The organism is Oenococcus alcoholitolerans (assembly GCF_051852995.1).
GTDB lineage: Bacteria > Bacillota > Bacilli > Lactobacillales > Lactobacillaceae > Oenococcus > Oenococcus alcoholitolerans.
Genome location: NZ_CP176042.1, coordinates 1,028,150 through 1,054,325, shown reverse-complemented (window position 1 = coordinate 1,054,325; position 26,176 = coordinate 1,028,150). Strand labels below are relative to the sequence as shown.

At 39.6% G+C, this 26,176-nt stretch carries 26 protein-coding genes and 2 riboswitches; of the genes, 15 read left to right on the top strand and 11 right to left on the bottom strand.

The window, feature by feature from the left end; genetic code table 11:
• Window positions 1-12 precede the first annotated feature (12 nt).
• Window positions 13-1,782, top strand: a complete 1,770-nt coding sequence (locus ACKP2L_RS05965; RefSeq protein ID WP_439424953.1) for an oleate hydratase — start codon at window positions 13-15, stop codon at window positions 1,780-1,782.
• On the opposite strand, the gene ACKP2L_RS05960 is transcribed toward ACKP2L_RS05965, so the two are convergent.
• Genes ACKP2L_RS05960 through ACKP2L_RS05945 form a run of 4 tightly spaced genes read right to left on the bottom strand, consistent with a single transcriptional unit; the run spans window position 1,759 to window position 5,020 of the window.
• Entirely contained in the window at window positions 1,759-2,415 is a 657-nt protein-coding gene (locus tag ACKP2L_RS05960) for a TetR/AcrR family transcriptional regulator (RefSeq protein WP_439424952.1), read from the bottom strand. The two genes, ACKP2L_RS05965 and ACKP2L_RS05960, sit on opposite strands and share 24 nt — an antisense overlap.
• 6 nt (window positions 2,416-2,421) lie before the next feature.
• A complete protein-coding gene (locus ACKP2L_RS05955; RefSeq protein ID WP_439424951.1) occupies window positions 2,422-3,507 on the bottom strand; it encodes an ABC transporter permease in 1,086 nt (361 codons plus the stop codon).
• The gene (locus ACKP2L_RS05950; RefSeq protein WP_439424950.1) at window positions 3,504-4,226 is read right to left on the bottom strand and encodes an ABC transporter ATP-binding protein; all 723 of its coding nucleotides are present in this window, start codon (window positions 4,224-4,226) and stop codon (window positions 3,504-3,506) included. Before ACKP2L_RS05950 ends, ACKP2L_RS05955 begins: the two co-directional genes overlap by 4 nt.
• Before the next feature lie 59 nt (window positions 4,227-4,285).
• Entirely contained in the window at window positions 4,286-5,020 is a 735-nt protein-coding gene (locus ACKP2L_RS05945) for a M15 family metallopeptidase (protein WP_439424949.1), read from the bottom strand.
• 286 nt (window positions 5,021-5,306) lie between these two features.
• Here ACKP2L_RS05945 and ACKP2L_RS05940 point away from each other — a divergent pair, with 286 nt between their 5' ends.
• From ACKP2L_RS05940 to ACKP2L_RS05930, 3 genes are read left to right on the top strand one after another with little or no spacing between them, the layout of a single operon-like run.
• The gene (locus ACKP2L_RS05940) at window positions 5,307-5,993 is read left to right on the top strand and encodes a response regulator transcription factor (RefSeq protein WP_439424948.1); all 687 of its coding nucleotides are present in this window, start codon (window positions 5,307-5,309) and stop codon (window positions 5,991-5,993) included.
• Window positions 5,983-7,068, top strand: coding sequence for a HAMP domain-containing sensor histidine kinase (locus ACKP2L_RS05935; RefSeq protein ID WP_439426213.1), 1,086 nt, complete (start codon window positions 5,983-5,985; stop codon window positions 7,066-7,068). Before ACKP2L_RS05940 ends, ACKP2L_RS05935 begins: the two co-directional genes overlap by 11 nt.
• Window positions 7,069-7,091: 23 nt before the next feature.
• A complete protein-coding gene (locus ACKP2L_RS05930) occupies window positions 7,092-7,622 on the top strand; it encodes a hypothetical protein (protein WP_439424947.1) in 531 nt (176 codons plus the stop codon).
• Between the two features lie 28 nt (window positions 7,623-7,650).
• Here the strand turns inward: ACKP2L_RS05930 and thiM are convergent, their stop codons facing one another.
• Genes thiM through tenA form a run of 4 tightly spaced genes read right to left on the bottom strand, consistent with a single transcriptional unit; the run spans window position 7,651 to window position 10,613 of the window.
• Window positions 7,651-8,466: a hydroxyethylthiazole kinase gene (gene thiM / locus ACKP2L_RS05925; protein ID WP_439424946.1), complete on the bottom strand. Its 816-nt coding sequence runs from the start codon at window positions 8,464-8,466 to the stop codon at window positions 7,651-7,653.
• Window positions 8,459-9,106 carry a thiamine phosphate synthase gene (gene thiE, locus ACKP2L_RS05920; protein ID WP_439424945.1) on the bottom strand — a complete coding sequence of 216 codons (648 nt, stop codon included), beginning with the start codon at window positions 9,104-9,106 and terminating at the stop codon, window positions 8,459-8,461. The genes thiM and thiE overlap by 8 nt, the downstream gene beginning before the upstream one ends.
• Complete coding sequence (gene thiD / locus ACKP2L_RS05915; protein ID WP_439424944.1) at window positions 9,096-9,908, bottom strand: bifunctional hydroxymethylpyrimidine kinase/phosphomethylpyrimidine kinase; 813 nt, start codon at window positions 9,906-9,908, stop codon at window positions 9,096-9,098. Before thiD ends, thiE begins: the two co-directional genes overlap by 11 nt.
• Window positions 9,909-10,613 carry a thiaminase II gene (gene tenA / locus ACKP2L_RS05910; RefSeq protein WP_439426212.1) on the bottom strand — a complete coding sequence of 235 codons (705 nt, stop codon included), beginning with the start codon at window positions 10,611-10,613 and terminating at the stop codon, window positions 9,909-9,911.
• A 55-nt stretch (window positions 10,614-10,668) separates the two neighbouring features.
• Window positions 10,669-10,767, bottom strand: a riboswitch (TPP riboswitch).
• A gap of 116 nt (window positions 10,768-10,883) precedes the next feature.
• A riboswitch (TPP riboswitch) is annotated at window positions 10,884-10,973 on the top strand.
• A 64-nt stretch (window positions 10,974-11,037) separates the two neighbouring features.
• Here tenA and ACKP2L_RS05905 point away from each other — a divergent pair.
• The 9 genes from ACKP2L_RS05905 to gloA2 all read left to right on the top strand — a co-directional run bounded on the left by ACKP2L_RS05905 (window position 11,038) and on the right by gloA2 (window position 17,107).
• Window positions 11,038-11,598, top strand: coding sequence for an ECF transporter S component (locus tag ACKP2L_RS05905; RefSeq protein WP_439424943.1), 561 nt, complete (start codon window positions 11,038-11,040; stop codon window positions 11,596-11,598).
• A 12-nt stretch (window positions 11,599-11,610) separates the two neighbouring features.
• Window positions 11,611-13,047: an ABC transporter ATP-binding protein gene (locus ACKP2L_RS05900; RefSeq protein ID WP_439424942.1), complete on the top strand. Its 1,437-nt coding sequence runs from the start codon at window positions 11,611-11,613 to the stop codon at window positions 13,045-13,047.
• Window positions 13,031-13,420, top strand: coding sequence for a hypothetical protein (locus tag ACKP2L_RS05895; protein ID WP_439424941.1), 390 nt, complete (start codon window positions 13,031-13,033; stop codon window positions 13,418-13,420). The genes ACKP2L_RS05900 and ACKP2L_RS05895 overlap by 17 nt, the downstream gene beginning before the upstream one ends.
• 12 nt (window positions 13,421-13,432) lie before the next feature.
• Window positions 13,433-13,690 carry a hypothetical protein gene (locus ACKP2L_RS05890; protein WP_439424940.1) on the top strand — a complete coding sequence of 86 codons (258 nt, stop codon included), beginning with the start codon at window positions 13,433-13,435 and terminating at the stop codon, window positions 13,688-13,690.
• An 11-nt stretch (window positions 13,691-13,701) separates the two neighbouring features.
• On the top strand, window positions 13,702-13,980 hold the full coding sequence (locus ACKP2L_RS05885) for a hypothetical protein (protein ID WP_439424939.1): 279 nt from the start codon (window positions 13,702-13,704) through the stop codon (window positions 13,978-13,980).
• Window positions 13,981-14,071: 91 nt separating this feature from the next.
• Window positions 14,072-14,587, top strand: coding sequence for a type 1 glutamine amidotransferase domain-containing protein (locus ACKP2L_RS05880; RefSeq protein ID WP_439424938.1), 516 nt, complete (start codon window positions 14,072-14,074; stop codon window positions 14,585-14,587).
• A gap of 44 nt (window positions 14,588-14,631) precedes the next feature.
• Window positions 14,632-15,534, top strand: coding sequence for an aldo/keto reductase (locus tag ACKP2L_RS05875; RefSeq protein WP_439424937.1), 903 nt, complete (start codon window positions 14,632-14,634; stop codon window positions 15,532-15,534).
• A gap of 18 nt (window positions 15,535-15,552) precedes the next feature.
• Window positions 15,553-16,401, top strand: a complete 849-nt coding sequence (locus ACKP2L_RS05870; protein WP_439424936.1) for an aldo/keto reductase — start codon at window positions 15,553-15,555, stop codon at window positions 16,399-16,401.
• A 325-nt stretch (window positions 16,402-16,726) separates the two neighbouring features.
• Entirely contained in the window at window positions 16,727-17,107 is a 381-nt protein-coding gene (gene gloA2, locus ACKP2L_RS05865; RefSeq protein ID WP_439424935.1) for an SMU1112c/YaeR family gloxylase I-like metalloprotein, read from the top strand.
• A gap of 193 nt (window positions 17,108-17,300) precedes the next feature.
• Here the strand turns inward: gloA2 and ACKP2L_RS05860 are convergent, their stop codons facing one another.
• Complete coding sequence (locus ACKP2L_RS05860; RefSeq protein WP_439424934.1) at window positions 17,301-18,329, bottom strand: MFS transporter; 1,029 nt, start codon at window positions 18,327-18,329, stop codon at window positions 17,301-17,303.
• Between the two features lie 86 nt (window positions 18,330-18,415).
• On the opposite strand from ACKP2L_RS05860, the gene ACKP2L_RS05855 reads away from it, so the two are divergent.
• Both ACKP2L_RS05855 and ACKP2L_RS05850 read left to right on the top strand, forming a co-directional pair.
• Window positions 18,416-19,270, top strand: a complete 855-nt coding sequence (locus ACKP2L_RS05855; RefSeq protein WP_439424933.1) for an NAD(P)H-binding protein — start codon at window positions 18,416-18,418, stop codon at window positions 19,268-19,270.
• Between the two features lie 2 nt (window positions 19,271-19,272).
• Window positions 19,273-19,704, top strand: a complete 432-nt coding sequence (locus ACKP2L_RS05850) for an Rrf2 family transcriptional regulator (protein WP_439424932.1) — start codon at window positions 19,273-19,275, stop codon at window positions 19,702-19,704.
• 35 nt (window positions 19,705-19,739) lie between these two features.
• On the opposite strand, the gene ACKP2L_RS05845 is transcribed toward ACKP2L_RS05850, so the two are convergent.
• The gene (locus ACKP2L_RS05845; protein WP_439424931.1) at window positions 19,740-21,122 is read right to left on the bottom strand and encodes an FAD-dependent oxidoreductase; all 1,383 of its coding nucleotides are present in this window, start codon (window positions 21,120-21,122) and stop codon (window positions 19,740-19,742) included.
• Between the two features lie 239 nt (window positions 21,123-21,361).
• Window positions 21,362-25,915, bottom strand: a complete 4,554-nt coding sequence (locus ACKP2L_RS05840; RefSeq protein ID WP_439424930.1) for a glycoside hydrolase family 70 protein — start codon at window positions 25,913-25,915, stop codon at window positions 21,362-21,364.
• Window positions 25,916-26,176: the final 261 nt, after the last annotated feature.

Below are 26,176 nucleotides of genomic sequence, written 5' to 3'. Positions count from 1 at the left end.
GAGAATACGATCATGTATTATTCAAACGGAAATTATGAGGCATTTGCGCGTCCGCAAAAACCAGCTGCTGTTGATGAAAAATCAGCTTACATAGTTGGTTCGGGTCTTGCTGGTTTGGCAGCTGCCGCTTTTTTGGTCCGTGATGGCCAAATGAAAGGGGAAAAGATCCATATTTTAGAGGAGCTTCCTTTGGCCGGCGGTTCGCTTGATGGTATCCAAGATCCGCAAGCTGGTTTTATCATTCGCGGCGGTCGTGAAATGGAAAACCATTTTGAGTGTTTATGGGACTTGTACCGTTCGATCCCTTCACTAGAGATAAAGGGTGCTTCGGTTCTTGACGAATTTTATTGGCTCAATAAAAAAGATCCGAATTCATCTAATTGCCGTTTGATCTATGATCGCGGCGACCGTGTACCTGATGATGGGGAATTTACCTTGGGAAAGAGTTCTAAGGAATTGATCAAACTGGTAATGGCTCCGGAAAAAGATCTTTTTGATAAAAAAATATCTGATGTTTTTTCCAAAGATTTCTTCGATACTAATTTTTGGTACTACTGGTCGACTATGTTTGCTTTTGAAAAATGGCATTCAGCAGTTGAGATGCGCCGATATGTTATGCGCTTTATTCACCACATCAAAGGATTGCCTGATTTTACTGCTTTAAAATTTACTCGCTATAATCAGTACGAATCGCTGGTCATGCCATTGGTCGATTATTTAAAAAGCCATAAAGTCGATTTTCAATACGACACAGTTGTTTCTGATATCAAAGTCGATTTTTCCGATCGGCAAAAAAGGGCCCGCCAATTGCTTTTATCAAAAAACGGCCAGGCAAAAGAAATCGATCTGACTGATAATGATTTGGTTTTTGTGACAAATGGATCTATCACCGAAAGTTCGACTCACGGCGATCATCATAATGCCGCGACTGCTAGCGATCAGCCTGGCGGCAGTTGGAAATTATGGCAAAAATTGGCTGATAAATCTGCTGATTTCGGTCATCCGGAAGTATTTTATAAAAATCTGCCGGCTAAAAGCTGGTTCGTTTCTGCAACGATGACTTTGCAGGATGATAAAGTTACCCCTTATATCGAGCGTTTGACCCATCGGGAAGTGCATACCGGCAAGATCGTCACCGGCGGGATCATTACTATTAAGGATTCTAATTGGCTGATGAGCTTCGCTGTCCATCGCCAGCCGCATTTCAAAGCGCAAAAAGCTGATCAGACTGTACTATGGATCTACGGTCTTTATTCAAATACTGCTGGTAATTATGTTAAGAAAAGCATTGAAGATTGCAGCGGCGAAGAAATTGCACAAGAACTTTTTTATCATTTAGGTGTTCCAGAAAGCAAGATCGCAAGTTTAGCTGCTGATTCTTGTACAGTCATTCCTAGTTACATGCCTTTTATAACTTCTTATTTCATGCTTAGGCATCCCGGTGATCGGCCAAAAGTCATACCGGATGGTTCTAAAAATCTTGCCTTTATCGGTAATTTCGCCGAAACGCAGCGCGATACCGTTTTTACGACTGAATATTCAGTTAGAACAGCGATGGAAGCTGTTTACCAACTGCTTGATGTTGACCGCGGTGTACCAGAAGTTTTTGCTTCGGTTTACGATATCCGCACCTTGCTCAAAAGCATTTATTATTTGAATGATGGCAAAAAAATAGATCAACTTGATTTGCCGCTGCCGGCAAAGATCGCCGAGAAGGCCGCTTTAAGAAAAGTTAAAGGAACCTTTATTGAAGAACTATTAAAAGATGCCGGTTTGATCTGATTTTTTCTTTAGACTCCTTAACAATATTTGATAAGTATCCTCTAATTCTTCGTTTGAACGAGGATGATCGTTTAAAATGATCGGACCGACTATATTTGTAAAAATAAAAGAAAATATTTTTTCATTGGGAAGATCGATGAGCTCATTTTTCTTTTTTAAAAGATCGAGTTTGGGACCGAGCAAGGCGAGGATTTTTTTAAAGAAAAAGTCCTTGATCAAAAGTGAGAATTCCTGGTTTACTAATATTTGATCAAAAATAACTTTTGCAGCCAAGATATTGTTTTCTAAAAAACGGCTGCGATCGAAAACGATCGTGTGCAGAAAAGCGTCTAAAGTAAGAGGATTTGTTTGAAATTTTTCTCTTTCAAAATCTTTTATCGCATCGTCTAATGTTTCTTTGATGATCGGCGCCAAGCCGTTGATCAACAGCGATTGCTTGGTTTTGAATTGTTTGTAGACTGTCCCCTGTGATACTTCTGCTTTTTGAGCGATATCAGCAGTTGATGTACGATCAAAACCTTGCGTTGCAAAGAGTTCCAAACTGCTTTTTAGAACTCTTTTTTGTTTCTGGCTTAATTCTTTGTTTTGCTTCATAGCTTCTAAAAATAATTCAAATAATTTTTTTTCAGGCATTGATTTTTAAACTCTCCGATATCTTTTTAGACCGACAACGTTGGCAAATAATAATAATATCGTAAATAAGCACAGGATCAGTAAATCGATGCTCGTATATGATAATCCTTGGCCTTTTTTGATAACATCCGTTAAAGCATCGCCGCCATAATAAAGCGGGAAGATCCTTGCGATCGTTTGCCAGATCGGTGTCATATTTTCTAAATTGAAAATTCCTGAGAAAAATGCTTGAGGAACGATCAATATGGGGATGAATTGAATCATTTGGAATTCTGAATCGGCCAAAGTGGAAACCAAGAGTCCTAAAAGAAGGGCAACCGCTGATAACAATATATTTGTCAAAAAAACGAGCCAAATCGGTCCCAAACTATGAATACCTAAAATATAGATCGAATAAGTTACAGTCAGTGTGGTTTGAATAACGGCTACTGATCCGTAAGCAAGCAGATAGGCAATGATTATCTCGCTGCGTTTGACTGGACTTATCAGCAGACGCTCAAGAGTACCGCTGGTCCTTTCTTGAAGCAGAGATATGCCTGAGATCAAAAAAACGAATAAAAAGACAAAAAAGCCGATCAAAGAGGGCGCGATGTTGACAAAAATATTGCTATCGGCACCAGCATATAAATAAGTTTGTTCTACTTGAACATTTTTAGTTGGAAAAAGGGTTTTTGTATCAACTGCTTTGGCTAGTAATTTTTGAATTTTTCGACCCCTAAGCTTATTGATACCGGTTAATAGTTTTTGTTTCACGATAGCCGTTTGACTGTTGTCGCTGTTTTGATAATAAACTCTGATCCTTGTACCGCTTTTTTCGATAAAGGCAGCGAAATTATATTTTTTGATATTCGAACCGGCCGAATTATTATTACTGATTTTGGTCAATGACAGTTGTTTGCCGCGGTCTAATTCTTTTACCAAAGGGGTCGAAAGATTTCTGCAGGCTACTTTGATATTGTCTTGATCGTTGTTTTGCAATATTAAAAAAAGCATCGTCATAATAACCAGAGGAGCAAGAAAAACAAGTGCCAGTGTTCGTTTATCAGTAAATATTTCTTTGATTATTCTTTTAAATATCGCTGCTGTTCTCATAATTTTTCTCTTCCTGCTTTGATGAACACTTCTTCGATCGTTTGGCTTTGATAGTGTTTTTTTAAATCGCTCGGCCTGCCGTCAGCGATCAGCAGACCGTCTCTGAGCATTAATATTCGATCCGTTTTTTCGACTTCGTCCATTACATGGGTAGTTAAGATTATCGTCTTGTTTTCTTGTTTTAACTTTGCTAATTCTTGCCATATCTGGATTCGCAATTCAGGATCGATCCCGACTGTCGGTTCGTCTAAAATCAATAATTTGCTATCGGCGAGAAGGGCGATCGCTAGAGATAAACGCCTTTTCATTCCGCCTGAATATTTATTGACAGTTAAATTAGCGGAACTTTCCAAACGGCTGATCTTTAAGACCTCTTTGATTTTTTGTTTAAGGACTCGGTTCTTCAAACCGATCATTTTACCGAAAAACTCTAAATTATCAAAAGCGGTCAGGTTCAAATATAAAGCGTCACTTTGTGCCATATAACCGATTTTAGAAAATATTTTTCGGTCAGGAATCGTTTGTCCCAACAGCTTTATTTTTCCTTGATCGATCTTGATCATGCCTAAAAGGGCGGCGATCAAAGTCGTTTTACCGGTTCCTGAAGGCCCGATCAGACCAACTGTCTGTCCTTGCGGTATTTTAAAGGAAAGATCTTTTAAAACCTGCCTTTGAGAAAAACTTTTTGAAAGGTGTTCAACTGCAACTGCGTCGACCATTTTTGCTCCTTTTGGTAAGTGAGTAATCACTCACTAAAAAGATCATAGCACTTGGCTACTTAAAAATCATTTTTCCAGGGGAAATTCGGTTCGACAGGACCAAAGATCGCTTTTTGCTGCTTGGTCGCAAAAGCCCAGTTTTGATCGCCATATTCAAAGTGCCACCATTCTTCAGGATAATTACTGAATCCTTGGGAGCTTAAAAGTGTGTAAAGCAGGCGCCGATTATGAGCATAGTTTTTTTCTTCTTTTCCATCCTTGTTTTCATAAAAAGCACTCTTTGCGGCAGGGCTGATGTCGTCAAAGGGACTGCCCATAGGCAATAAGCGTCCCTTGTCATCGGCTATGCTGAGGTCGATAGCGGCACCGGTGTTGTGCGGTGACGGCTTTTTTGCATCTCGGCTGGGGAGGGCAACGATCCGCAAGGCAGCATTTCTTATCTGCTCTGCAGTGAGAGTCGGATCAGCTTGTTTGACTAGCTCATTCATTCGATCAAATAGGAATTGCTGTGTTTTTAAAGAACGCCAAGCGTCAAAAATCACGAATTTATAATTTTTCGGTAAGAAACGGCTGGCTCTCCTTAATTTATCCAAGACGATGCTGCGCGCGTATAACTCCGGTCTGCTGCCGGGTAATCCTTGAATAAAATATTGCGGGCTCAAGATTATTTTTTCCGGTAAATAAGCAAGAGACAGAAGCGGATCATCGTCAATTTCGATCGGTATTTCGGCGATTTTGTCGCGACGCCAATCTTTTGTTCGATCAGCGATTTTGTTTAAATGCAATTCTTTCATTTTTATACCTTTTCCCTTGCGCCTTAATTATAATTCCTGGGCGATTAACATTTCTTAAACAATATTTCAACATTAATACAATATTCAGCGTTTATCTTTGAGTTATCGGAAAACATGAGCAGTTGGAGGTTTTATGAAAGCGATGATATCGATAGTACTTTTTTTATCTACAAACGGATTCAGCTTGCTGGCATTAAATTTATGGAACCATTACCAGCAAAGAAGCAGTAATAAGAAATGATCTTTTTTGGTATGATTTGCTCAACAAAATTTTTAGGAGGCTGTTTTGACCAAAGTTCTTGTCGTTGAAGATGATCATGATTTCAATTCGATCGTTAGTCGTTTTTTGACCATGAAAGGTTTTCAAGTAAAAAGCAGTTCGGATGCACAAAAAGCATATGAAAGTTTATATAACGATCTGTTTGATCTGATCGTGACCGATGTGATGATGCCGGGCATCGATGGGGTCGAATTTGCGAAAAGAGTTCGCGAACTGAACGCTGATATTCCGATCCTTTTTGTGACGGCGCGTGACGATATTGCGACCAAAGAAGCTGGTTTTCGCGTCGGCATCGATGATTATATGGTCAAACCGATCAATTTAGAGGAATTGAACTTAAGAATCAATGCTTTATTAAGACGGGCTAATATCTCTTTGGACCATCAGATACATATCGGCGATCTTACTTTAAATTCCGACCAGCTTTCGGCCAGCATAGCCGGCGTCCCTGTTGAACTGACTGTTCGTGAATTTAATCTATTATTCAAAATGCTTTCTTTTCCCGGCCGCGCTTTTTCCAGAGCTGAATTACTGGATGATTTTTGGGGAACTGACAGCAATAGCAGTTTGCGTGCTGTCGATGTCTATATAACCAAGCTTCGTGATAAATTTTCTGCCAGCAAAGATTTTCAAATAAAAACCATTCACGGGCTGGGCTATAAGGCGGTGATCGTTGAAAATCATGAAATATAAAAAATTATTAACTATAAAGAATAATCAGCGTCCTTATTTTTCTTGGCGCGGTTATTTGCTGATATTGTCGTCTTTTTTAATTTTTGGCAGTTTGCCGGGAGTTCTATATACTTGGAATTCACATAATTGGCGCTCTTTGTTCAACAATAGCTACCTTGGCTGGTACTTGCTTTATTGGGTGATCTTCGCGGCTTTCTTTTCAGCGCTGATCGCTTATCGCCGATATCGTGATTTTGACCTGCCGGTCCAACGTTTGAGTCAAGCAGCAAAAAAGGTAGCTCAAGGTGATTTTTCTGTCTATTTACCGCCGCTTCACAGATCAGGCAAGTATGATTATTTGGATATCTTATTTGAAAATTTTAATTTAATGGTTTCGGAACTGGGATCGACTGAAACTTTGAAAAACAATTTTATCAGTAATGTTTCTCATGAATTTAAGGGGCCGTTAGCAGTCATTCGCGGCTATGCTGACAGTTTGACGGATAAAAATATCAGTCAGGCAGATCGTCAGCGTTACATCGATTCTATCAGTAAAGCAACGGAAGATTTGGCTGAACTGGTGACGAACATTCTTCGTTTGAATAAATTAGAAAATCAAAAAATACCGGTAAAACTTACTTATTTTGACTTAAGCCGTCAATTAGCAGAAGCTGCTTTATCAGTCGAAAAAAATTGGGAGGATAAACAGATAGATTTTCAAGCCGAGCTGATGGATGATTGTGTCATTTTGGCTGATGAACAAATGTTGTCGATCGTTTGGAACAATCTATTAGCTAATGCGATTAAATTTACACCGGCAAAAGGTCAAATATTTTTAAAACAGTTCAGACAGGATCAAGGCGTTTTAGTTGTTGTCGCTGACTCTGGTATCGGCATGTCTAATACTCAGATAGGTCATATTTTTGAGCAATTTTACCAGGGCGATCATTCGCATTCCGGCAGCGGTAATGGTTTGGGACTGGCTATGGTCAAAAAAATCGTTGATCTGGCTGACGGCACTATTAGTGTAAAAAGCAAAAAAGGTGAGGGCAGCAGTTTTTCGGTTTGGCTGCCTTTAAAAAAAGAAAATAATTAATTTGGATATTATTTTAAGGAGAAATGATGCCCCTGCACGATAACGAAAAAAATTATATCAGCTTTGAATATCAAGAGAAGAACATTGATGGTAAATTTTTAAATCTTTATTTGGATAACTATCCACACTTCGGTTGGCAATTATCGACAGTTGAGAGATCAACGACAAGACCGGGCAAGGTTCTTTTAAAGATCAAGCGCGATCGCCATATTGCCAATAAGCAAGAGTTGGTTCGTTTGCAGCGCAAGTTTGAATCTGAAACCAATCAGATCCAGCGTTTTGAAAAAGAGAAAACTTTCTTGGCGACGATGATTTCGATCTTAGTCGGCCTGCTTGGAAGTATTTTTTTGGCTATTTCCGTAATGATCTTACATAATAATAGCTTTTTATCGACTATTATCGGCATTTTAGGGATCATCGCTTGGATCTTGCCTTATTGGATTTACCGTGATATCAAAAATCGCAAAGCGATCGAATTGTCGGACAAAATAAATCGTATCTATGATTTGATCGACGATACCTGTCAGCAAGCACATAGCTTATCGAATATTTAAAAACCTCCAAAATATATCCGGAGGTTTTTTAAATTGCTGTATTTTTAGACAGATTTATTTTATTAAGAATGACGTCGTCGTCTATTTTTGCTAGTTGATCGAATAGCTCGACCAAAAAAGACATCGGCTTATCAGGATATTTATCAGCCGCGATTTCAGCTGAAATTGATAAGATCGCACTGGCTGAGGCTGCTGAAACTAAAGAATTTTCTACTGCTAACGCACTGGTCAAAATACCGTCCAGCATGTCGCCGCTGCCAACATTCGTTTTTAATTGGCTGTTGCCGTTGCTGACAACGAAAGTATCTCTGCCATCGCTGATAATATCTTTTTGTCCAGATATAAATACTGCACAAGCAAATGTTTTGGCGGCTCTGACGGCTAAGGCGATTTTGTCAGCGGTGTTTGCATTTTGGTCGTTATCATCGATACCGCGGCTTTTCCAGGTTTGCTTGCAAATAGCCGCAATTTCAGCAGCATTGCCGCGTATCAGAGAAAAATCGATCTCTTGCGATAGTTCGGTAAAAAATTTTTGTCTTGTCGCTGACGCAGAAACGGCGACCGGATCGACCAGGATCGGTTTGCCCGCTTGATTTGCTTTTTTACCAGCCAAGAGAGCTTTTTTAAAAACATGGTCGTTCGGGGTTCCTAAATTGATACTGAGACCGTCAGCGACTTGCATAAGGTCTTCGGCTTCATCGGGGTCGTCAAACATGATCGGCGAGGCACCAATATAATTTATTGCGTCGGCAACGTGTTGTTGGGTGACCGAATTGGCAATGTTTAAAATGACCGGGTTATTATTTCTTATTTTTTTGATGATCGGCAAGATTTTATCAGTCATGTTTTTTCATCCTTTCAATATCTAAAGTTGGATTTTTACTTTTGCTTATTGCTGAAATAATTGAGATGCCGTCGATACCGCTTTTCCAAACTTCCGCGGCATTGTCTGGATTGATACCGCCGATAGCGACGATCGGTATTTTTACAAGTTTTTTTAAAACGGTTAAACCGTTTATCCCGATCGGCTGGTGCGCGTCTTTTTTACTGCTGGTCGCAAAAACCGGTCCGCTGCCTAAATAGCTCACACCGTTGATATCACCGCTTTTTTGCAGTTCTTCAGGGTCGCTTACTGATAAACCGATAAACATCCCCGACTTTAAAGCAGGAGCTGCGATCTGTTGAACAGGTTCATCTTTTTGACCGATGTGAATACCGTCAGCTTCTAATTGAATGGCTAATTGCAGATCATCGTCGACAACGAACGGTATTTGATATCGATCAGTGATTTCTTTGGCTCTTTTTCCCAAGTCGATACGTGCTGGATCAGTTAATGATCCCGGTCCTTTTTCTCTGTATTGAAACATGGTTATGCCTGAAGAACATGCCTGATCAAGCCTTTTTAAAAAAGCTCCTTGATCACCATCAAAGTTTTGGCTGCCGGCCACATAATAGCTTTCTAAAAATTTTTTCTTAAATTTCATGTCCGATCTCCGCTGCTGCCCAATGGTTTAGCGGGCCATGCCCGTGACCGACTAAAATTGTTTCTTGAATAGCTTTATCAACGAATTTCTTTCCAAAATCGATCGCTGCTCTCACACTGTATCCTTTTGCCAGCGCACTGGTGATCGCTGATGATAGAGTATCTCCAGTCCCATGCGTTCGGATGGTGTGATATCGCTGTGCCTTGAGCCAATAGCTGTCCCCATTTTCCAAAAGGACATAATCATAGATCAGATCGCTGTCTTGATGGCCGCCTTTGATCAAAACGTTTTTAGCACCGCTCTTTGCTATTGTTTTGGCCGCAGCGATCGTCTTTTCTTTTGAATCGATTTTAAAGCCGGCGATGACCTCGGCTTCCGGAAGATTCGGAGTGACTACTAGTGCCAGCGGCAATAACTTTTCGATCATTGCTTTGACCGCATCCTGTGTCAGTAATCTAGCGCCGCCTTTGGCAACCATGACGGGGTCGACAACGAGATTTTTTATCTTGAATTTTTCAATGTTTTCAACCGTTTTCAATAGGTGCTCTCTGTCGAAAAGCATGCCGGTTTTAGCCGCCTTGATTTCAAAATCTTGAAAAATAGAAGAAAATTGTTTATCGATCATTTCTAAAGGGAGACCAAAAGCGGCCTGTACGCCAAGTGTATTTTGGGCTGTAACGGCAATAGTGATATTAGTACTGAAAACCTGACAGCTTTGCATCGTTTTTATATCTGCCTGAATACCGGCTCCGCCGCCTGAATCAGTTCCGGCGATCGTCAGGGTCTGTGGATATTGGATCATTTAATCTTCTCCTTTGATTATTTTTGAGAACTGCCAATCTTGCTGGTAATAGGCCTGCTGCCAAAATTCCCATTCAAGTTCGCAGCTGATCAAGAAAAATCTTTTTGCTTGTTTGACCGCTTCAGCGGAGGATTTTTCTGCCAAATCGTCTAATTTCGTAAAAAGCTTTTTGGTCAAAGAAGCATCGTCTTCCTTTTGATCTGCAGCTGCATAAAAATCGATCCAATCTTTAAAGGGATTGGCATCGTTATTTTTATTTTCTTTAACTAATTTATCGGCTATTTCTTGATAGGTCCAAGGACAAGGCAAAAGAGCAGCAATAATGTTGATCAGTTGTCCGGTTTCGGCTGCTTGGTGCATATGCGATTCATAAAGATATGCTTTTGGCGAAGGCTGCTCGTGCTGCAGACTGCTGTATTCAACACCTGCAGCTCTGCAGAAAACATGGTGGGGATGGATCTCGCTGTTTAAAATAAAATCGATAGCGTCAGCGAAAAATTTCATTTCCGATCTATCTTGCTGCTTGCTGATGACTGAAGCATAAATTTTAATGAACTCGGTCAAGTAGCGATAATCCTGGCCGACGTAAAAGCACAAAGCTTCTTTAGGAACTCGTCCCTGACCGATACCCGTAACGAACGGATGCTTCGTTATCGCCGCTAAGATCGGCTCGGCTGTTTTCTTTAACTCTTCTGAAAGTGACATCATTACTCTTTTCTTCCACTAAAAAAGCCTCTTTGATCGAAAAGGGGCTAAAGAAAAAGAGATTCGGCCACTTTCCTACGCTAGTCTTAACTAGATCAGGTTCAAAGGGATCGACATAGTCGTCTCAGCCGAACAGGCACCCCTAGTGGATCTTTAATTTAGTTTGAGAATATCATAATTTTTTTCTGGTCACAAGTTTTTTTATTTTCTTTACTGTTTTGAAAAACTATGTTAGTTTAAAAAATGCAAATCAAATTTTATAAATTTTTTGCGTAATATCTGGGGTGCCTATTTGGCTGAGATTTTACCCATTGAACCTGTTTGGCTAAGACCTGCGAAGGAAGATATTCGGCAATTTTAAATATTTCTTGTTATTTTGTGCGTTCCTTCTTTTAGCTGATCAGAAAAAAGAAGGGATTTTTTTATGAAAAAATTTAGTTATTCTCTGCGTGATATTATTTTTGTTGCTTTGATCGGGATTTTTTGTGGTGCCATTTTCTTTGGCACCGACATTATTTACAATTTTTTAAAAGCCGGTCTGACCGCGATCGGATTTGGACCCTTTGCAAACGAGCTGCTGCTAGGCCTTTGGATGATCGCTGGTCCTTTAGGAGCAGTCGTGACTAAAAAAATCGGTGCCTCGACTATCACTGAAACACTTGGCGGGGCAGTCGAAGCTTTGATGGGCGGCCAATTCGGTGCGGGCGCTATTTTATCCGGTTTGATTCAAGGAATCGGCAATGAGTTAGGGTTTGCGATCAGCGGTTATCGCAGTTTTGGCAAAATGGCACTCTTGCTATCAACGATCACAAGTACGATCGTTACTTTTGCTTGGAGTCTTTTGAGCGAAGGATATATGAACTACAAGATCGGTTATTTGTCAGCTTTATTTGCTGCCCGCTTTATTTCGATCGGTTTTTTCGCTGGTGTACTGGTTTATTGGATCAACAAATTGTTTGATAGATCAGGTCTTGATAAAGAATGACCGGGAGTTTTTATGACCGACTTAATTACTGACAAATTAACTTTTGCTTATAAAAAAGATCAGTCAGCAGTTCTTGATAATATCGATTTCAAACTTGAAAAAGGCAGTTTTTCTTTGCTTTACGGTCGTTCCGGCTGCGGCAAATCTACTTTTCTTTCTTTGCTGGCTGGTTTTTACCCCAAGTACGGCGGTCATCTTATTTCAGGAAGGGTTCTGCTTGACGGCCAACGACCTGATCAGCTAGATCCTTCTTTAAGGGCACAAAAAGTAGGTATGCTATTTCAAAATCCAGCTGATCAATTTGCAATGCGGACGGCTGATGAGGAACTGAAATTCGTTTTAGAAAATATTGATTGCCCGCCGGTACGATTCGAAGAGCGGATAGATGCCGTTTTAAAAAAGATCGGGATCGAGAAATTAAGAAATCGGCAGATCGATACGCTGTCTGGCGGTGAATTACAAAAATTGGCGCTTGCGATCACACTTTTGCAAAATAGCAGCATCATTTGTTTGGACGAACCGTTTGCTAATGTCGACCGTCGATCCAGATTGGCTATTTTACTGCTTTTAAAAAAATTGCAGCTTGTTGAAGGCAAGACGATCCTTATTTGCGATCATGATCTAAGCGGTTATGAGACACTGGCTGATCATCTTTACCGGATCGAAGATAGAAAACTGTATCAAGAAAATGATCTTCAAAACTTTTTTGCGAATTTTAAACGAACTTTAGTTTTCAAAAAAGAATTTTCATCACCGGAACATCAGCTGCCGCTTTTAAAAACGGAATCGCTGACGATCGATAATTCTTTTGAAAGATTGATCGATAGCGAGAATTTGACTATTTTCAAAAATAAAATGGTTCTATTGACTGGACCGAACGGTTGCGGCAAATCCACTTTTTTTAAAAGCCTTGTTCGTTTGCATGATTTTGAGGGCAGTATTTATTTTCAAGATCAACAGATCAAAAAGATCGGTTTAAAAAAATATGTTCAGCAATGTGTGCTTTTATTTCAGGACCCGCAGGATCAATATGTCAAGATGACTGTCAAAGAGGAACTGATGCTAAGCCTTCAAGCAACGACTTTTTCTGCTTTTTGGAATAAAAAAACTGTTGAAAAATATTTGTCGCTGCTGGAGCTCCAAGGATTATCAGATCGGGTCGTTTACCAACTTTCTGGTGGCCAAAAGAAAAAATTGCAGATTTTGGAAATGATGATTCTGGCACCGAAGATTTTATTAATGGACGAACCGCTAGCCGGCCTCGATCAAAGATCAGTTCGTGTCGTTATGGAAATCGTTAGTCAGCTGCAAAAGATCCAATCGCAAACGATCATCATGATAAGCCATCAGTTGAATGGGATCGATAAATATTTTGATTATCATCTATCATTTGAGCATAAAAAAATAAATTATAAAGAAGGCATCCTTGAGAATGAATCCATCAGTTAAATTTTTTCTGGTACTTTTTATGAGTTTAGAATTATCGCTTAATCGAAGTATATATGCTAATTTCTATGTTTTATCGATCAGTGTGCTGCTTTTGCTGCTTGCAAGATCGTCTTTTAAAAAAATTCTTTGGCTGCTTTTGATGCCTTTGATACCTGCTTTTGGTACCGGATTGTCTTTTTATATGCATGGAAGCGGTGATTATCTTTACAATACATGGCTTTACTCGAGCCGTATCTATGCTTTGGTCTGGCTCGGTGCTTATTTGACCTTCACTATCGATACTAGTGAATTGCTCGACTCTTTATACCAGAACTGCCATTTACCGGCCAAATTTACTTATGGTTTTATGGGTGCTTTTAATTTTATTCCCTAAGTTTTTCAAACGGTGAAAAAAATCAAGTCAGCAGCTATGATGCGGGGGATGATTTTGCATTTTTGGTCGCCTCAATTATTTTTCAAAGCTATTCTGACTTCTTTGCGGTGGTCGGAAAGTTTGGCAAAAGGGATGGAATCCCATGCCTTTAGCGAACAGGCAGAACGCAGCCATTTTAAAAGCTACTCGATCCCGCTTTGGAACTGGATAGCCGTTTTTTTATGGCTGGCTGGGTTGCAGTTCTTTATTTTTTGGTCAAAAAACATTTAAAATTAATTAGTATGGAAAATATTCTTCAACAAATCAACAAACTCACTCCTCAACAAAAACGTTTATTGGACCAGCTGATCGAGCAGGCGAAAAAAGATCCTGATTTTGTTGTACGGATCGACTTTGATGACGATATACCAGTGTCGATGGTCGATGATCTGCTTAAAATAAATAAGGGTCCAGAAATTAGTGACCGTTTATTTATAAATTGCACCATGTATGATAATAATGGTCAGACGATCTCTAAGATAGAAAGCAAATTAAATCGATCGATAGTCGAAAAACTCTAATTTTGATTAGAGTTTTTTTGTGAAACGATTTTGTAAAAGTTATTTCTTATAATAAATAAGCAGGCATTTTAAAAATAATAAGGAGGTACCAATGAGCAAAATTATTGCTATTGCAACAAATGATGTCGAAGATATCGAATTGTCTTCACCGGTCAAAAAATTAAAAGAGGCAGGCCATACCGTTGATTTAGTAGAAAAGCAGGCGGGCAGACAAATAATCGGCAAGCATGGTAATAAGTTTGACGTTGATAAATCGATCGATGGCCTTAAAATAAGCGATTATGACGCTCTTTTGATACCTGGCGGTTTTTCACCTGATCAATTACGAGCTGATGATCGTTTTGTTGATTTAGTCAAAGATTTCTTGTTGGCAAACAAACCTGTATTTGCTGTTTGCCATGGTCCGCAGCTTTTTATTCAAGCAGGCCTGGCTTCTGAGTTGACTTTGACAGCTTATCTGACAGTCCGCCGTGATCTTTATTATGCTGGTGCTAGGGTAAAAGATGAACCGGTCGTAATCGATAAAAAGCATGATCTTATAACCAGCCGAACTCCAGCTGATCTGGATGCTTTTAATACAGCGATCATAGACAGACTGGCAAATTGATCATTTTTCAAAAAATAAAGTAACGGGGGTCTGATCACAAATATATGAAAACAGTTTTAGATGAAAAAACTAATCTTAATAATGGCACCTTGATGCCGGTTTTTGGTTTAGGTGTTTGGCGTTCTTCTAATACAGATGCTAAAAATTCTGTTAGTCAAGCGATCCAGCATGGTTACCGGATGATCGATACCGCACGTCAATATGGAAACCAATTCGGTGTCGGCCGGGGAATAGCTGACGGTTTGACCAAAACGGGGTTGAATCGAAAAGATCTTTTTGTAACTAGCAAAGTTTTTAACGGCGACCAGGGTTACGATTCAACTCTCAGAGGCTTTGAAAAAACGTTAAAGGAACTTTCGCTTAACTACCTTGATCTTTATTTGGTTCATTGGCCGGTCGATGGCCGTTATTTGGATACTTGGAAAGCATTGGAAAAACTTTATCGTGATGGCCGCATCCGGGCTATAGGTGTTTCTAATTTTGATAAGGAAAGGCTGGAACGTGTGCTTGACCGTGCTGAAATAGTTCCGACTGTTGATCAGCTGGAGTTTAATCCTATCGATCAGGAAAAGGATATTCGTCCACTGTTGAATTTAGCGGGTATTCAATTAGAAGCTTGGTCGCCATTAGGCGGCGGCAGTTCTCTGAATGACCCGGTGATCGGCAAAATCGCTGACAAGTATGGCAAAACCAGTGCGCAAGTTATTCTGCGCTGGAATTATCAGCAGGGTATCGTCACTATTCCTAAGTCGACTCATAAAGAACGGATCATTGAAAATAGTCAGATCGATGACTTTAAGCTCGATAATGGTGATATTGATGCTATAAATGAATTAGATCAAGAAAAAAGAAGTCTTTGGTATGATGATTTCTTTTGGCATAATCCTAATGGTCAAAAAGATTCTATCGATAAATGGGATGATTCAGAAAAGTTTGCTAATAATTAGTTGATTGAGGAGAAATTTATGAATAAAGCAGAGATTCCTTTTAGAAAATTAAATGATGGAAATTTGATCCCAGCGATCGGATTAGGTACTTATCAAATTCGCGGAGGTGCTGGTGTCAATCAAATTTTAACGGCGATCAACGATGGTTATCGACTACTTGACACTTCAACTAATTATGACAGCGAAGGTGCTGTCGGAGAAGCTATTCGCCGTTCCGGAATGCCGCGATCCGAATTTTTTGTCACTTCTAAATTACCCGGGCAATATCATCATTACGAAGATGCTTTGAAGATCATTCAAGAATCCATTTATCGTATTGGTGCTGAATATCTTGATCTTTATTTGATCCATTGGCCCTTACCGAAAAGAGGTCTTTATTCAGAGGCTTGGCAGGCATTGGTAGATGCTCAAAAACTGGGTTTGGTTAAATCTATCGGTGTTTCTAATTTTTTGCCGGAACATTTGGATAAAATAATTGATAAGACCGGTGTAACGCCAGCTGTAAATCAGGTTGAAATGCATCCTTATTGGATCAATCAGGAATCTCTTGATGCTGATAATGAACGCGGCATTTTGACTGAGGCTTGGAGTCCATTAGGCCGCGGCAGTGATGCTTTAAAGGAAAAAATCATTACTGATCTTTCGGAAAAGTATCATAAAAATGCCGGTCAAATAATTCTGCGCTGGCATTATCAGCGAGGTATTTTACCAATTCCCAAATCCAGCAGTTTGGACCATCAACGTCAGAATATCGATATTTTTGATTTTTCGCTGACTGAAGACGAAATGAATAATATTAACAATTTAAATCGTCTGGATGGCAGGATCGAAAATCAAGATCCTAATGAGTATGAGGAATTTAATTAAAAAAACAGCTCCTTTGATAAAAAATCAAAGGAGCTGTTTTTATTATTGATATTTTAATAACGACGATGATTAGCCTTTACTCTAACTAGACTATAACTGTATACAGGTCGAAAATTGATCACGTAGTTGCCGATACGGAAAAAGTAATCAATCAAGAGCGGCTTTTGGGAGTTCAGATTTAGGCCGTTTTTTCTTTCGTTATGAAATTTATTGAGTAGTTTGATAGTATTGTTTAATTTCATGATCCTTCTCCGATATTCAGCTGTTCGGCTGATAGATATATAATATTGCCGATAAATAAAATAAAGATTAAAAAAGGCAGAATATGAATATAAAAGGTCTAAATCATATCGCTATAATTGCTGGTGATTTAAAGAAAACACGTATTTTTTATGAAAATATACTTGGTTTTTCGGAAAATAGCTGTCATTCCCGGCCAGAAAAGCATGATACGATCTTAAATGTGTCTAAAGCCGACATTCAATTGGAGATTTTTATCAAAAAAGAAGCACCAAAGAGGCCGACTTTTCCTGAAGCAAAGGGATTGCGGCACTTAGCTTTTTCTGTTGATGATGTTAAGCAAACCGCTGTTTTTTTGCAGAAACAAGGTGTTAAAGTCGAAAAAATACGTTTAGACGATTTTAATGGTAAAAAGATGACCTTTTGCTTTGATCCGGACGGATTGCCGATCGAGCTGCACGAGTAGGTCATTTATTCTTATTTTTTTTAAAATTATTCAATACAAGCATCAAGGAAAATGCCAAGGTTAGTATGGCGCCTATCATCGAGTAGGTGAAATAGGAAGTTATTTTTATGATGTGTCCAAAAATGAAGCTGCCGAATGGTTGAATACCATCGAAAAAGAGAAAAACGATACCGAATACTCGACCTAAAAATGATCAATCAGTATTCCCTTGGATCAGAGTAGGGATACTGCCAAAAAATCGAGCTTGAAAAATTCCTGAAATAAAAGCAATGGCGATCCAAAGATAGTAGTTTACCAGTAGGCCGTTAAAAAAGAGAATCATTCCGAAAAATATCAATTGCTGCCATAATTGCTGCGCAGTGACACTCTTTTTTTGCAGATAAAGACTGGTGCCGCCGATCAAGCCGCCAACGGCCGACACTGCTAAGAAGATACTATAATTGTTTGAACTTTCACCAAAAAAATGACTAGCGATGTAAGGACTCACTAACAGCATGCCAGAGGCGCATAAGTTTAATACTCCCATTGAAATTATTAATTTTACTAATTCTGATTTTTGAAATAGGTACTTAAAAACCGACTGCTGTGCAATTTGCTGACTCGATGGATCGCTGTCTGTTTCTTTTTGCTTAAAGTCATAGACTATCAATGAATTTAGTCCGGCCGCAATAAGAAAGGTCAGACCGTTTATCAGTAAAAAATCGTTGAAAGTTATATTTTTAAAGGCAAGGAGCAGACCGCCGATCATTGGTGCAAGAATATTGGCAAAATTAAACAGGGTATTAGTGGCAGCGTTAAAAGATTGAATACTTGGTTCGGCGATTATTTCTGGGGCGATCGATTTGGATGCAGGATAATTGATGGCTAACATCATATTCAAAATCAAGGTTACGATCGTTAAAAGCCAAATTTGCGGATGGCTGTCTTGATAGATGAAACTGGCTAGCAAACAAAAAATAAATGATATCAAATCAGTCCATATCAATACTTTTTTGCGATCGTGATGATCGACCAAACTGCCGACCAGGATGTCGCCGGCTAAAAAGGCCAGTCCGCCTGCCGCTTCAATATTACCGAGGATCTGCGTGTTGCCGGTCGATTTGACTAAGGTCCAGTTCAAACCCATCATATAGACGGCTGATCCTAATTGTGAGGTAAAGGGGCTAACCATCAACGGGAAGCTTCTCTTTTTTAAATTGTTATTTATTTTTGAAGTTGCCATTTTAAAAAATTGCTTAATTTATTGATTAGTGTTACTTTATAAATAACAAGTTATTTATAAAGTAACTGGATGAGGAGAATATATATATGATTTACGGGATAACTGCTGCGACTGGCCGTTTTGGGCAAGAAGCTTATCGAGAATTATTAAAAATCGTTAATAAAGACGATATTGTCATTTTAGCACGGGACCTTGATCGGGCTGCTGAAATTTTTCCTGACGCAAAGAATATAAAAAAGGCTGATTACAACGATTTACAAACCTTGCAATCATCCTTTTCGGGGATCGATAGGCTATTATTCATCTCATCGATACCCGGCGGAGCTGTGGCGCGGATCGATCAGCATAAAAATGTTATTTCTGCTGCTAGGGCTGCCGGTGTATCTTATATTGCATACACAAGTTTTCCCAATGCCCAAAAATCGAGCGCCTTTCTTGCTCAGGATCACATAAAAACAGAAAATTTAATCGAAGAAGCAGGCTTAGGCTATAGTTTTTTGCGTAATAATTGGTATTTGGAAAACGAAGCAGCTGCGATCAAAGCATCGGCCAAGGGAGCTGATTTTATCTATTCGGCGGCTGACGGTCAAGTGGGCTGGGCACTGGAAAAATATTATGCGCAGGCAGCTGCTAGAGTTTTGTCTTTTTTGGATCCTCAGAAGATTTACGAATTTGCCGGACCGCTGACGACTTATCGTGAATTAGCACAAACTGTTAAGAATATTTCAGGACAGAATTTTGCTATCAAAGAGGTCGATGATCAAGGCTATCGAAAACAGCTGTCTTCTCAAGGAATCGGTGAAAAACAAATCGATGGTATCATTGCAATTTCCGATATCGTTCGTAACCGGCAATTAGCCGTGGCCTCAAATGATCTGGAAAAAGTTTTGGGCGGACAATTGCCGAGCTTGGCAGAATCAGTCAAGGAACTATTAAAATAACGATGAAATATTCACATAAACTAAGCGACGCTATTCATGTTTTAACTTATATTGATATTTTTAAAGATGGCGACCTTTCCAGTTCGGCTATTGCCAACAGTATTGAATCAAATCCAAGTCTCGTACGAAGATCGATGGCGCAATTGACAAAAAAGGGACTTTTGGTTTCACAGCCTGGAACCGTCAGAGTGAAGTTAGCGCGACCTTCTGATGAAATATCGTTACTTGATATCTATCAAGCGATCGATGAAGTACATGAATTATTGCATGTTGATCCGCAAACAAATCTTGATTGTCCAGTTGGACGTAATATTCAACCGGTCTTGCGAGATTTCTATGATCAGATCCAAAAAGCAGCTGAACAAAAAATGGCTGCAATAAAACTAAGCGATATCAGTCGAGATATTCTAGTCTGCAACCAAAAAAATGTATAAAAAACCGAGATCACTAAAGACCCCGGTTTATTTTTTTACTTTCTTGTGAATTCTACTTCGCCTAAAGCATGCTGAGCAGCTAAGTTGAGCAGGCTCCATTGACGATCAAAACCGGGCTGGAAGAAGAAATCAGCCTCCGCTAGATCTTCAAGTTTTAGCTGATGCTGGATGGCAAGAGCTAAAACATTGCCTTGAGCTGTAATATCGTATGTTGATAATACGGCCCCGCCGAGAAGACGGTGACTTTCAGGATCGAAGAACAGTTTTACGTAGACTTTTGGATTTCCCTTTTCCGCTGGAACATAACTTGGGCGCAAAGTGTCTTCATAGAATGAACTAGCTGTCTTGACCTCTGCACGGCCAGCAGTGAAACTATTAAGCCCACTTTGAGCAAAATGGTAATCAAAAACGCTCAAAGCTGAAGAACCGACTACTCCTGCAAAAGGAACCGAAGGAGTTTTTTCAAAAAGATGTTTTACCAAATAACGAGCTTCACGACGAGCGACGGTTGCTAGTGCGATCGGAACTTTTTTACCGGCAGCGACCGAATAAGCCAGCGTTGCATCACCGATAGCATATACGTCAGGAAGATTGGTCCTTAAGTATTCATCGTTTTTGATCCAGCCGCGAGCATCTAGATCAACTGTTCCTTTCAGCCAATCTGTATTTGGCTGAACACCAGCAGCTTGAATAACGACGTCACTTGGAAAATCACCTTGATCGCTTTTGACTGCTTGAACTTTGTTGTCTTTACCGCTATATTCAGAAATTTTAACACCGGTGTGAACTTCGACACCTTTATCGGCAAGATGCTTACTCAAAACATCTGTTAATTCAGAATCAAGGTAAGTTCCCAACGGGCGGTCGATAACATCTAGAAGATTTACATGTTTACCGGCTTTGGTGGCAGCCTCGGCGGCCTCGATACCGATGTAACCGGCACCGACAACAGTAATGTTTTTAACACTCGGATCTTCTAATTTAGATTTTATTTTTGTTGCCCAATCATATCCGCGCATCAGATAGACATTTTCAAGATCTTTACCAGGGATCGGCAATGATTTTGGATTGACACCTGAACTAAGGATCAACTTGTCGTATGCTTCTTCGGTAGTTTGACCGCTTTTTAAATCGGTAACAGAAACAGTTTTTTTATCGCTATTTATTTTGGTGACTTGATGGTTATTTAAGATGTGAACATTTTCTTGTGGGAAACTTTCAGGTCTGAAATTACGCACGTCGTTGACATCAGTAACGCTGTTTTCTAAGTATAATTCCATTCCGCAGGACATAAATGAAATAAAGTTTCCCGCTTCAAACAAAGTGATATCGACATCGTCATAACGACTCAGCAGTTCGAGAATAGACTGATGGCCGCCATGAGAGGCACCGACGATCACGATTTTCTTTTTTGCCATATAGAAACCTCCATATATTTATTATTTAAATGATACAAATTAAAATTAACGCTTATTTTTTTTAATTGCAAAGGTATTTTCAGTAATTTTATATAAGAAAAGAACAAATGTTCGTATTGCTCGGCTTTCGTTGTTCAAGATAATAATTGATATAAAAACCATCCGTATCCTAACTTTCCAGATACGAATGGTCGAATTTTAGTTAATGGAATCGCTGAGTTTATCAAACGTCAATGATTTTAAAAATTTTTATCAACGATTTTTCCATTACCTAATTTTCTGTCAAAATAGTACCATTTATTGCTGACTGGGTCGAAAATATAAGCATCTTTGGCCTGCACCCCATCATCGTCAAAGTATTGGATCTGGTCGTCGATCGTTTGAAAGCCTTTTTGCAGCTGACCATTTTCATCAGTGTGGTACCAATGGATCTTGTCCTCTGAAAAATAATCATTTGTAACCAAACTGCCTTGGGTTCCGTTGAAGAAATATAAACGCTGATTTTCCTGATCGATGGCAAAATCATTTTTGACTTGTGTGAAATTATTACGGAAAAAATTCAACTGATCGTTGATTTTTAATAATCCTTTAACAGCATCGCCGGCATCATCGAAATAAAACCAATTGCCATCATCACGGCGAATGAACTTGTTTCTTTGCATCTGACCGGTCAGCGGATCAAAATATTTAACTTTTCCATTGATCGTTTGAAAGCCTTTTTGCAGCTGACCGTTTTCATCAGCGAAATACCAAGCTGAAGAGCTATAAATAAAATCATTTTTAACTTGATCTCCGGTCGTTCCGTTGAAATAAAACTGGTGACCATAAGCATCGGTTATAAAAGCATCTTTTACCTGTTTTCCCTGTTCGTCAAAATAAAGTTGACGGCCGTTGATCGTTTGCATTCCTTTAACAGCCAGACCATCCGAACCAAAATATACCCAGCTTCCCGATGCCAGCTGTTTGAATTCGTTGACGGCCAAGTTGCCATTTCCGCTTTCAAAATAACGCAGGTTTCCCGACTGGTCTGTGATAAATGCATCTTTAGCTTGTACACCGTCCATATCAAAGTACTGAACGTGGCCGTCGATTTGAGCTAAGCGGCCGAAAATCATTTTACCGTCCGCATCAAAACGGTAACTGTTGCCGACTTGATCGGTGATGTAAGTATTGGCTACCCGTTGACCTTTTGGTCCGTAGTAATAGATGTCGCCCTGGTCGTTTTTGAGGAACACATTTTGTAATTCGATCCCGTTCGGCAGGAAAAAATAATTCTTATTATTTATTGTTTGCGGACCAGTTACCATATAGCCTTCGTTGTTGAAATAGTAATAATTATTTTGGTCATCAGTAATAAAACTATTTTTGACCAGGTAACCGCTAGTTGAATAAAATGATATTCCTTTTTCATCTTGGAAAAAACCGGTCTGAGAAATATCATTGGTCAATTGTCTTGGCAAAAAGAATTGATCATTATCATTGGACGAAACTTTAAAGTATTGATGATTGCTGTCCGATAAGACAAAAGAGGCACCGCGGCCTTGAATATTGGATCCATTGAAATATTTCGCCGACCATTCGGTGATTTTTTGACTTGGATCGATAGCGAGTCCGGTAGAAATTTGTTTTTTCGTGAACAGTTCCGGATAGAGTTCTTTTAACTGATCCAAAAAAGCTCCGCCGTATTGAGATTGATATTTTCCGCCGCCTTTTGAATAAGCAAGGTAAAGGGTATCTTGAAGTTCGGAGCTTTCAAGCGGTCTGCCGTATGAATCTGTCCGGTCGACGGTCACCAGCTCGCTTTGCGGCAAATTGTAAATTTGGTCCGGGACCCAATCAGCGATCGCTTGGATACCATCAGCATGCAAAGCTTTGATCGCTGTCCGTAATTGTTGAACGTCGCCATATTTGGTCGGTTTGTCGAATCCAAGATCATAGCGATCAGTGAAGGCGTATCCATTTTGAATGATCGAATCTAAAAAGCTGTTATCGCTGCTTGAACGGTATTGCGGTGCTAATTGAAAACTGGTCACACCCCAATTTTTGAACTGGTCGACCTTTTTGGCGATGACGGCGTTTGTATATTCTTCTGGTTTATTTGCAAAAGCTTGAAAATTCGAAAATCCTTCATAAATAAGCTGAGAATCAAGCAGAGGATTTGAGTGGAAAACTTTCCCGTCTTGATATATTTTTTCGCTGACGCTGCTGCGGGCATCCTGCTGATCGCCGGCACCTAATGGTACCCAAGCAGCTAAATAGCCGGAAACTTGTGGATTTTGGACACCATATATTTCCTTTTGATCAAAAATAAGATCCCCATCATCATTTGTGAATTTGATCGGTGCGCCCTGGTCGCCATCGAAGACAAGCAGGCCTTGTTGAGTGGTCAGTAGCAGAGCACGATAAGCTTGGTTTTTATGAGCAATGCCCATATGCAAAACGACTTGATCAGCGTTTGACAATTTTAGCGAAGGATTATTGCCGACGATCAAACCGATACCTTGAGTTTTGCTTCCTTGATCACCGCTTTGGTCGGCACGCTCGATATTTTTACCGAAACGAACGCTGGTCAAAAGGTCATTTTTATCAACTGACATGGTCTGGCCGCCGGCTACATATTTTATTCTGGCTTTCAAAAGTGCGTTGATTGCTTGAAAATAAGGTGATTTTTCTGCCATATATTGGCCATCATCAGTATACAGATCACCATAATAGACTCTAGGAACAGTATCTTTATTCGTCAGCAGCATTGCATAGGTGCTTGGGATGTTGAACTGAGTATATTTTTTGTCGGCTGCGGTCATATCTTGCCGATAAACTTTGAAGGCGGCTTCTAGTTGTTCAGGGCTTGGGATCAATCCGCTGCCGGAATCAGGATAGAGGTCAGAGATTATTTGTGCAATGACCGTTTGGACTTCGCTATCGTGAGCGCGGACAAAAGAATAGTTGGCGATCTGGTCTTTGCTGCCGTCATCTAAAGAGCGATCGACCATGTAGTAGTCCATGAAGCGATCCATTTTTCCGCGAATATCATTAGCTTTAGTAAGCGACCAGATCAATTGAGTGTGCATGTAGTCATCCATCGTTAATTGATCGCTGCCTGTTTGAGCAATATATTCAGGATCGTTGTGGCTCCAATCCTCTAAGATCGAGAGATGCTTGTCGGCAATATTATCATTTTTGTCGACTTGATATCTTTGTCTAAAATAATCGGCTGCGATCTGCAAGAGGTCTGCATCGACGTTATCGACTGCATCAACTCTGATACCATCAAAATCAGCATCTGGGTCTTGAGCAGTTATCGAACCGAAATTCATTAAATAATGCAGCCAGTTCAGCTGCTCAGCTTGAACTACCGGATTAGAATTATCAACATCGTTTGCTAACAAAAGCTCAAAACCGCCTAAGGAATTATCGGTAGTGTAGGCCGGCTTTCCAGTCTGATTGGTCGGAGTCCGATTGAGCAGGCGAAAGTTAGAGTTTGCATCCGGCGTCAGCGGACTGTTGACATATGTTAAAGCACCGCCTTGTAAATGATCATTGCCCGGATCTTCGCTTTGCTGATTCCAAGCCGGCTGGCTGTCAACGAAATCATTTATCAATTTTCTTAACCAGTCAGTTGAAGAAGTACGGCTGATTTCTCTTTCTATCTGAACTTGTACTGCCTGAGCGGCTTGATTCAAAAAAATAATTTCTTCATCAGTAGAAAAATCGTTTTCTTTAGTGATAAAACCGTTATTTTTCATAAAATTTAGGTAAGCAACTTCAGTTTTCTTATTTGGCCACCAGCTCATCAAAATTGGTCTGAAATCACTTTCTTGACTTGCTTGCCATTGCTGCCCATTTTTTAAAATATCTTTAGGCCGATACCAGGATTCAGCGGTCAGATAATCATTTAAATTATCGAAGTTTTCGCTTCTGGTCGAATTAACGGCATTGTGTTCTGTGAAATCACTATTTTGAGTGGTCAGACCTTCTTTTAAATTCGATTTTGATATATCAGCCGATTGGCCGGTATTCTTATCGAAATAAAGTACCTGTCCATTGAAAACTCCGTAAAATCCCTTGCGTAAATGCCCTTGCTGATCAAAATAATAATTTTTTCCGTCAATATTTTTTAAGCCGGTGGCCATTTTTCCGGCTTGATCGAAATAATAGCTGTTTCCTTGCTGGTCATCAGTAAAAGAATCGAATTGCTGCTGTCCTTGCTGATTGAAAAAATATAATTGGTCATTGATTTTTGTTAAACCGGTTAAAGCATTTCCGCTGTCAGCATCGAAATAGTAGGTCTTTGCAGCAACTGTTTGAAAACCCCCCTTTAACTGATAACCGTTTTCATCAAAGAATTGCTGCTGTCCATTGATCGTCTGTAGACCGTAAGCTTTAGTACCATCCTCTTTAAAATACAGCCATTTGCCATTTTCTTCTTTATACTGATTTTTTAAAACGGGCTGTGGATTTGTTTGCTGCGATTCCTTTGTTTCTTTATTATTGGAGTCCGAATTATTGGAAGCTGCCGCAGGTTGAGCTGTTTGCTGATCCTGGCTGCCTGTGGAGCTGTCTTTTTGATCAGTGTTGTTTTCTGCTGTTTGTTCATTTGGCTGATCTTTTGCGGTATCGACCGTGACCTTTTTTTGTTCGACGCTTGTATTCGAGTCTAAGTCGGCTGCCTTTGCTTGCGGCAGGTTAAAACCTGCAGATAATATCAAGGTACTTGATAATATACCTGCGACGATCCAATTTTTTCCTTTTTTATATAATTTTTTATGAAAAAAGTTTTTTACGTTTCCCATTAATTTTCCCTTCCAAAATATTCCAATATTCTTAGCCGAAGGCTAACGCCCCCAACTGGACTCGAACCAGTTTTAACGCCAAATCGTAGAGGTTTTTATTTTGGAAAAAGGATCAAAACAAAAAAGCCGTTTTAAAAAGAATGAATGTCTTTCTAAGCGGCCTTAAAAGCATTTTTAATTGTAAAAAAATGATATTCAGGTTAAAGACAGGGGATGGATGCATTTTTTTCATCTACTTTCAGTCCTCACGGAAAAAATTTT

Excerpts from the sequence above, each read along its gene's own strand:
- ACKP2L_RS05950 (WP_439424950.1), bottom strand. The coding sequence starts at position 4,226 with ATGGTCGACGCAGTTGCAGTTGAACACCTTTCAAAAAGTTTTTCTCAA.
- ACKP2L_RS05860 (WP_439424934.1), bottom strand. The coding sequence starts at position 18,329 with ATGGCAACTTCAAAAATAAATAACAATTTAAAAAAGAGAAGCTTCCCG.
- ACKP2L_RS05845 (WP_439424931.1), bottom strand. The coding sequence starts at position 21,122 with ATGGCAAAAAAGAAAATCGTGATCGTCGGTGCCTCTCATGGCGGCCAT.
- ACKP2L_RS05880 (WP_439424938.1), top strand. The coding sequence starts at position 14,072 with ATGAGCAAAATTATTGCTATTGCAACAAATGATGTCGAAGATATCGAA.
- ACKP2L_RS05895 (WP_439424941.1), top strand. The coding sequence starts at position 13,031 with ATGAATCCATCAGTTAAATTTTTTCTGGTACTTTTTATGAGTTTAGAA.
- tenA (WP_439426212.1), bottom strand. The coding sequence starts at position 10,613 with ATGTCACTTTCAGAAGAGTTAAAGAAAACAGCCGAGCCGATCTTAGCG.
- ACKP2L_RS05905 (WP_439424943.1), top strand. The coding sequence starts at position 11,038 with ATGAAAAAATTTAGTTATTCTCTGCGTGATATTATTTTTGTTGCTTTG.
- ACKP2L_RS05930 (WP_439424947.1), top strand. The coding sequence starts at position 7,092 with ATGATGCCCCTGCACGATAACGAAAAAAATTATATCAGCTTTGAATAT.
- ACKP2L_RS05875 (WP_439424937.1), top strand. The coding sequence starts at position 14,632 with ATGAAAACAGTTTTAGATGAAAAAACTAATCTTAATAATGGCACCTTG.
- ACKP2L_RS05960 (WP_439424952.1), bottom strand. The coding sequence starts at position 2,415 with ATGCCTGAAAAAAAATTATTTGAATTATTTTTAGAAGCTATGAAGCAA.
- thiE (WP_439424945.1), bottom strand. The coding sequence starts at position 9,106 with ATGAAATTTAAGAAAAAATTTTTAGAAAGCTATTATGTGGCCGGCAGC.
- ACKP2L_RS05935 (WP_439426213.1), top strand. The coding sequence starts at position 5,983 with ATGAAATATAAAAAATTATTAACTATAAAGAATAATCAGCGTCCTTAT.
- ACKP2L_RS05945 (WP_439424949.1), bottom strand. The coding sequence starts at position 5,020 with ATGAAAGAATTGCATTTAAACAAAATCGCTGATCGAACAAAAGATTGG.
- gloA2 (WP_439424935.1), top strand. The coding sequence starts at position 16,727 with ATGAATATAAAAGGTCTAAATCATATCGCTATAATTGCTGGTGATTTA.
- thiM (WP_439424946.1), bottom strand. The coding sequence starts at position 8,466 with ATGACTGATAAAATCTTGCCGATCATCAAAAAAATAAGAAATAATAAC.
- thiD (WP_439424944.1), bottom strand. The coding sequence starts at position 9,908 with ATGATCCAATATCCACAGACCCTGACGATCGCCGGAACTGATTCAGGC.
- ACKP2L_RS05885 (WP_439424939.1), top strand. The coding sequence starts at position 13,702 with ATGGAAAATATTCTTCAACAAATCAACAAACTCACTCCTCAACAAAAA.
- ACKP2L_RS05840 (WP_439424930.1), bottom strand. The coding sequence starts at position 25,915 with ATGGGAAACGTAAAAAACTTTTTTCATAAAAAATTATATAAAAAAGGA.
- ACKP2L_RS05965 (WP_439424953.1), top strand. The coding sequence starts at position 13 with ATGTATTATTCAAACGGAAATTATGAGGCATTTGCGCGTCCGCAAAAA.
- ACKP2L_RS05850 (WP_439424932.1), top strand. The coding sequence starts at position 19,273 with ATGAAATATTCACATAAACTAAGCGACGCTATTCATGTTTTAACTTAT.
- ACKP2L_RS05870 (WP_439424936.1), top strand. The coding sequence starts at position 15,553 with ATGAATAAAGCAGAGATTCCTTTTAGAAAATTAAATGATGGAAATTTG.
- ACKP2L_RS05900 (WP_439424942.1), top strand. The coding sequence starts at position 11,611 with ATGACCGACTTAATTACTGACAAATTAACTTTTGCTTATAAAAAAGAT.
- ACKP2L_RS05855 (WP_439424933.1), top strand. The coding sequence starts at position 18,416 with ATGATTTACGGGATAACTGCTGCGACTGGCCGTTTTGGGCAAGAAGCT.
- ACKP2L_RS05955 (WP_439424951.1), bottom strand. The coding sequence starts at position 3,507 with ATGAGAACAGCAGCGATATTTAAAAGAATAATCAAAGAAATATTTACT.